This window comes from Bartonella sp. TT119HLJHH, from assembly GCF_042193385.1.
Taxonomy (GTDB): Bacteria; Pseudomonadota; Alphaproteobacteria; order Rhizobiales; family Rhizobiaceae; genus Bartonella.
The window spans coordinates 1-584 of the sequence record NZ_JBHILS010000144.1 but is presented as its reverse complement, the minus strand read 5'-3'; the positions used below and the strand labels follow the sequence as shown (position 1 = coordinate 584).

Here is a 584-nt window from a genome sequence, read left to right as displayed (position 1 = left end):
GTTTTTGTCAAACGTCCACCAACACGGATCAACCATTGAGAAGGATTTTTCATATCAACGGTAAAATTATCAGCATCTTCAATGGTATTAAACATCAAATGTTGATAGGCAATTTGTGCTTGTGGCTCAAATGTTAAACTTTTCATTCCAGTTGCAAACTCTTTGCCAACGGTGGTGGAGATACTCAACATTTTGGCATTTTGCAATTTTGCGGTTTTGCCAATGATAGCATTGCCGATATCTCCTTTTAGAATTCCATAGGATAACAGTGTATCCATATAGAAACCATTGTCATGCTGCACGCTGCCATAAGCTGTTAGTGACCATTTATCCAATGTGCTCTTACTTACATCATCCATATCCTTTGGAGTGAAAGACAGCCGCCCATAGGTGCCTACAAGACCGAAATGTGTCGTGGTATTTTGTCCTTCTAATGCCGCGAATGCAACACCGGCTTGGAGAGCAGCATAGCGGATATCAGCACCATAACCATATTTGAGAGGACCACGTTCAGAAGATAAGGTTCCTGTGTTTCCGTAAGTATAGAGGAAGAAACCGGTTTGTTTTTCCTCTTCTTTTCCTAA

1 protein-coding gene is annotated in these 584 nt (G+C 40.9%); it reads right to left on the bottom strand.

All coding sequences use genetic code 11. The annotated features are described in order from the left end of the window. The coding region (locus tag ACFIJL_RS10000; protein ID WP_375624552.1) for an autotransporter domain-containing protein at positions 1–584 on the bottom strand (584 nt) is incomplete at both ends.